The sequence below is a fragment of the Flavobacterium sp. genome (assembly GCF_044371705.1).
GTDB lineage: Bacteria > Bacteroidota > Bacteroidia > Flavobacteriales > Flavobacteriaceae > Flavobacterium.
The window spans coordinates 1-4,552 of the sequence record NZ_JBILTE010000203.1 but is presented as its reverse complement, the minus strand read 5'-3'; the positions used below and the strand labels follow the sequence as shown (position 1 = coordinate 4,552).

The following is a 4,552-nucleotide window of genomic DNA, read 5'->3' as shown; positions in this document are numbered from 1 at the left end:
TTTGCCAATTCAATTCGCATTCGCCAGCCACCGGAAAATTCAGATGTGGGTCGGTTAAAATCTTCTCGTTCAAAACCCAAACCTTTCAATACTTTTTCAACCTCAGCTTCGTAATTTACTTCTTCAATAGAATAATATTTCTCACTTACTTCAGACACACGCTCGATTAATTTCATATAATCGTCACTTTCATAATCGGTTCGAATAGTCAATTGTTCATTGAGATGATCGATTTCATTTTTCATGTCGAAGATTTCTGCGAAAGCTTTCGAAGCTTCTTCCATCACCGTTGAATCATCTTTCGTTAATAAATGCTGAGGCAAATAGGCTATCACAGCATCCTTTGGAGCAGAAATATTTCCGGAGGAAGCCTTTGCTTCTCCCGCGATAATTTTCAAAAGTGTCGATTTACCGGCACCGTTTTTACCCATTAAGGCAATTTTATCATTTTCATTGATCGCGAAAGAAACATCGCTAAACAAAGTGGTTCCGCCAAAATGAACGGCAATATCGTTAACTGTAATCATATTTTTAAGTTGGAAGTTAGAAGATGGAAGCCTGAAGTCAGCTCACATTTCTGATTTTTCAAGGTGCAAAGATAACCGATTTGTGGAATTCGAATGTTTGAAAATGATAAATAGTAGAACAATTAATTTTTGATTTGATAAATTGCTCCAACTTTTCTTGAACTTTAGATAATAAGTTAGCCAATGTATTCAAAATCAAGCTTCACCTTATTTTTTTAATTAATTTTGCTAACTTAATCAGCCAATTCAACCGATGCCTTTACTTGATTACAGTTTTCTGGGAAAAATCATTCCGCAACAAAAACACAAAAAAAGCTATCAAAATGCCAAGCAATCCTATTTAAATAGGATGCGTCTGGCCATGTCGTTTTTTTACTTCGGGATGGGTTTTTGTTTTGCTTCCTGGGCAAGTAGAATTCCGGATATCAAATCATTCTTAAATTTAAGTGAAGGTGAATTAGGAACTATTTTATTTGCCTTGCCTATCGGACAACTATCTGCCATGCCTTTTTCAGGTAAGGTTGTTACTCGTTTTGGCAGTAGAAAAGTATTGCTTTTTGCTTTGCCCTTGTACGCATTTAGCCTTACGAATATTGGTTTAGCCGAGGAACCTTGGCAACTGGCTTTTGGACTATATCTTTTTGGAATTTGTGGAAATTTCAGCAATATATCCATTAACACCCAAGGCGTTTATACGGAACAAATTTTCAAAAAAGCCATCATGGGCTCGTTCCACGGATCGTGGAGTTTAGCGGGGTTTTTCGGAGCTTTGGCTGGTTTGGTGATGATGGCTTTTCATTTAACTCCGTACCAACATTTTTTAATCGTTTTTGCCATCGTTGGAGTAATCATTTTTATCAATTACCGAAATTTAGCAAAAGTCAAAGTAGTCAAGCCCGAAACTTTTGAATTAAAACCCCGATTTGGCAAACTTGATAAATCGTTAGTTTGGCTTGGTGTTATCGGTTTTTGCTGCATGGCAAGTGAAGGAATTATGTTCGACTGGAGTGGTGTTTATTTCAAAGATATTGTAAAAGCACCCGGAGCATTAGTTATTTTAGGGTATACATCTTTTATGATTACCATGGCGTCCGGCCGATTTTTAAGTGATATTGTAGTTCGGAAATTTGGTGCAAAAAAAATACTTTTAATAAGTGGCATTACTATTTCCGTTGGATTATATACGGCCGTTGTTTTTCCTTTTTTAATTCCAAGTACGCTGGCATTTATGATGGTTGGCTTTGGTGTATCAAATGTGATCCCTATAGTTTACAGTACGACGGGACGAATTTCGAGCATACCAACGGGAGAAGCGTTAACAATCGTAACCGGAATAAGTTTCCTAGGGTTTTTAATGGGACCACCGATTATCGGACATATCGCCGAATTGACAAGCTTGCGGTATTCCTTTGCTTTTATTGGAATGTTCGGAGTGTTTATTTCGGTATTGGCGTATTATTTGAAGATTTTTAGGTAGATTTATTTTTTGACTTTTAACTGAATCGGATTTTGACGGGTATCAAAAATCTGTAAAATTCTAATTTCGACTTCAGAATGGACTTTGTAGATAATCTTATAATTTCTGACTACTATTCTTCGGTAAGGCTCTCCCAAAATTTCGTCCACTTGATATTGTTGAACAAACTTTATATTTTTCGTTTCTGATATAATATCATTTATCACATTTTTTGCTCCTTGAGGTGATTTTAATTTAATAAAATCATGAATCAATCGTAAATCAGTTTTTGCATGAATGTCCCAAACAATTCTAATTTCTTGCTGCATGCTACCAATTGTCAATTTCTTTTTCTAAATCTTCAATTGTAATAAATGTTCCAGAGTTAATTCGCTCATCAGCCTCCTTAACCAAATGAATATACTCTTGTTTGTCAATTGGATATCCACTAACCGTATGGGCAACTACTTCATTATCGATTATGTTTTTGAAAGCCGCTAATTTTTTGATTTTACGCTCATCTGTCAGATGAAGCAACCAATCTAAAAGTTCAATTTTTTTTGCACCTATATCCATAATAATCAAATTAGTATCAAATATACAAATTTATATACTCATCCTAAATTCTTCAATTACATCATTGACTTTGCCGTAATAACGCTCGTCAATAAATAACTCAACCGCCAAATCGGAGTTGCCAAAACCACCCAATCTCGCGGATTGAATGTTGTCTTTTTTTAAAACATCCACGCCAATTGCTTCTATTTGTTCTTTTAATCGGGAAGCTAAAATTTCGCTACCTGAAAATATTTTGATCATGCCCATTTTTATAGTAATTAGTGATTAGTTCTTAGCGATTAGTCGGCAGTACCTAGTTTGAAAGCTTATTCTGCTTCAAAGAAAAGCGGTTCAATCATGATTTTTTCTGCTAAAACTTCCACTTTTTCGGTAATGGTTGAGCAGAAAAACAAACGTTGTGTTTTTTCTACACTGTTCGAAAGTCTTAAAATTGTGGTCTCTAAACGTTTTCGCAACATCTCGTCAATGTCGTCAACCACAAACATTTTAATAGTGTTCATATTAAAACCGGCAGAAGCAAACATATCATTAATCTTGATTGGCGTTCCTACCAAGATGTCACAACCCAACGAAATTTGATTTTTATCGTAATCGATGTCGCCTTTTTCATGAGCTCCAAACACACGTAAATCGCTATAATTGGCGTACTGTTTGAAAAGTTCAACGGTTGCCAACACTTTTTCTTTGTCTTCAACCAATACCAAGGCACGAGTGCTTTCTCCCACTGCTTTTTCCATTCGCTGAATGACATTCAGTGCAATAGTAGTTGTTTTCCCACTACCATGTGGTGATTGAATAACAGCATCTACCCCACTTTTTATTGCGGAAAATGTTTCTTGTTGTAATTCATTGGCTTCCGTTAAATTGTTCTCTACAAGAGCTTGCTGAAGCTTCGAATTTATTTTTTTTAACTGCATTGTTTTGAGTGATTAGTGAATAGTAATTAGTAACTAGCAACTAATCACTAATTACTATTCACTAATCACTATTTTTATTTACTAGCAAAAAGCTTCACATCATTCTCAGAAATTTCAGTTCCTCCCAGAATAATCAAGCGTTCTACCACGTTGCGAAGTTCGCGAATATTTCCCGTCCAATCATATTCCTGCAGTAATTTAATTGCTGCTGGAGAAAAACTTTTCGCAATATTACCCTGCTCTTCAGCAATTTTGGCTGTAAAATGTTCAATTAACAAAGGAATATCATCCCTACGTTCATTCAACGCTGGCACCTTAATTAAAATTACAGCTAATCGATGGTACAAATCTTCACGAAAACGACCCTCGGCTATTTCTTTTTTTAAATCTTTATTGGTGGCAGCAACAACGCGAACATTCACTTTAATGTCTTTATCAGCACCGACACGTTGCACCAAATTTTCTTGTAGAGCTCGAAGTACTTTTGCTTGTGCGGCTAAACTCATATCGCCAATTTCGTCCAGAAAAATCGTCCCTCCGTCGGCAGCTTCAAATTTTCCGGCTCGGTCTTTTACGGCAGATGTAAAAGCTCCTTTCACGTGACCAAATAATTCACTTTCAATTAATTCAGAAGGAATCGCAGCACAATTTACCTCAATAATTGGAAACGATGCTCGTTCGCTTTTTTCGTGCAATTGATGGGCAACCAGTTCTTTTCCGGTGCCGTTTGGACCCGTAATTAGAACACGTGCATCGGTTGGAGCCACTTTTTCAATCATCTCTTTAATGTAATTGATGGATTCTGAAGCACCAATCATTTCATAATTTTTACTGACTTTCTTTTTCAGTATTTTATTCTCAACCACCAATTGTTTGCGGTCTAAAGCATTTCGAACGGTGTTTAACAACCGATTCAAATCGGGTGGTTTTGAAATGTAATCAAAAGCTCCTATACGCATAGTATTGATAGCTGTTTCCAAATCGCCGTGCCCTGAAATCATCACTACCGGAATCTCCGGTTTGATTTTTTTGATTGCTTCCAAGACTTCCACACCATCCATTTTGGGCATTTT

Annotated in this window: 7 protein-coding genes; 1 reads left to right on the top strand and 6 read right to left on the bottom strand. The window is 36.3% G+C overall.

Going from position 1 to position 4,552, the window contains the following annotated elements:
- Window positions 1–527, bottom strand: a 527-nt coding sequence (locus ACIQ2S_RS11615) for an ATP-binding cassette domain-containing protein (RefSeq protein WP_396176164.1), incomplete at its 3' end; no start/stop codon positions are given.
- A 253-nt stretch (window positions 528–780) separates the two neighbouring features.
- On the opposite strand from ACIQ2S_RS11615, the gene ACIQ2S_RS11610 reads away from it, so the two are divergent.
- Window positions 781–2,004 (top strand): MFS transporter, encoded by a 1,224-nt coding sequence (locus ACIQ2S_RS11610; protein ID WP_396176162.1) that lies wholly within the window; start codon window positions 781–783, stop codon window positions 2,002–2,004.
- Between the two features lie 2 nt (window positions 2,005–2,006).
- On the opposite strand, the gene ACIQ2S_RS11605 is transcribed toward ACIQ2S_RS11610, so the two are convergent.
- The 5 genes from ACIQ2S_RS11605 to ACIQ2S_RS11585 all read right to left on the bottom strand — a co-directional run.
- The gene (locus tag ACIQ2S_RS11605; protein ID WP_396176160.1) at window positions 2,007–2,312 is read right to left on the bottom strand and encodes a type II toxin-antitoxin system RelE/ParE family toxin; all 306 of its coding nucleotides are present in this window, start codon (window positions 2,310–2,312) and stop codon (window positions 2,007–2,009) included.
- Window position 2,313: 1 nt separating this feature from the next.
- Window positions 2,314–2,559, bottom strand: coding sequence for a hypothetical protein (locus ACIQ2S_RS11600; protein ID WP_396176158.1), 246 nt, complete (start codon window positions 2,557–2,559; stop codon window positions 2,314–2,316).
- Between the two features lie 30 nt (window positions 2,560–2,589).
- Entirely contained in the window at window positions 2,590–2,808 is a 219-nt protein-coding gene (locus tag ACIQ2S_RS11595; RefSeq protein WP_396176156.1) for a DUF2007 domain-containing protein, read from the bottom strand.
- Between the two features lie 59 nt (window positions 2,809–2,867).
- Entirely contained in the window at window positions 2,868–3,479 is a 612-nt protein-coding gene (locus tag ACIQ2S_RS11590; RefSeq protein WP_396176154.1) for a DEAD/DEAH box helicase, read from the bottom strand.
- Between the two features lie 74 nt (window positions 3,480–3,553).
- Window positions 3,554–4,552: sigma-54-dependent transcriptional regulator (locus ACIQ2S_RS11585; protein WP_396176152.1), on the bottom strand; the 999-nt coding region annotated here is incomplete at its 5' end.

What these genes read in the sequence shown, in the direction of transcription:
- ACIQ2S_RS11600 (WP_396176158.1), bottom strand. Translation starts at nt 2,559, where the DNA reads ATGGATATAGGTGCAAAAAAAATTGAACTTTTAGATTGGTTGCTTCAT.
- ACIQ2S_RS11610 (WP_396176162.1), top strand. Translation starts at nt 781, where the DNA reads ATGCCTTTACTTGATTACAGTTTTCTGGGAAAAATCATTCCGCAACAA.
- ACIQ2S_RS11595 (WP_396176156.1), bottom strand. Translation starts at nt 2,808, where the DNA reads ATGGGCATGATCAAAATATTTTCAGGTAGCGAAATTTTAGCTTCCCGA.
- ACIQ2S_RS11590 (WP_396176154.1), bottom strand. Translation starts at nt 3,479, where the DNA reads ATGCAGTTAAAAAAAATAAATTCGAAGCTTCAGCAAGCTCTTGTAGAG.
- ACIQ2S_RS11605 (WP_396176160.1), bottom strand. Translation starts at nt 2,312, where the DNA reads ATGCAGCAAGAAATTAGAATTGTTTGGGACATTCATGCAAAAACTGAT.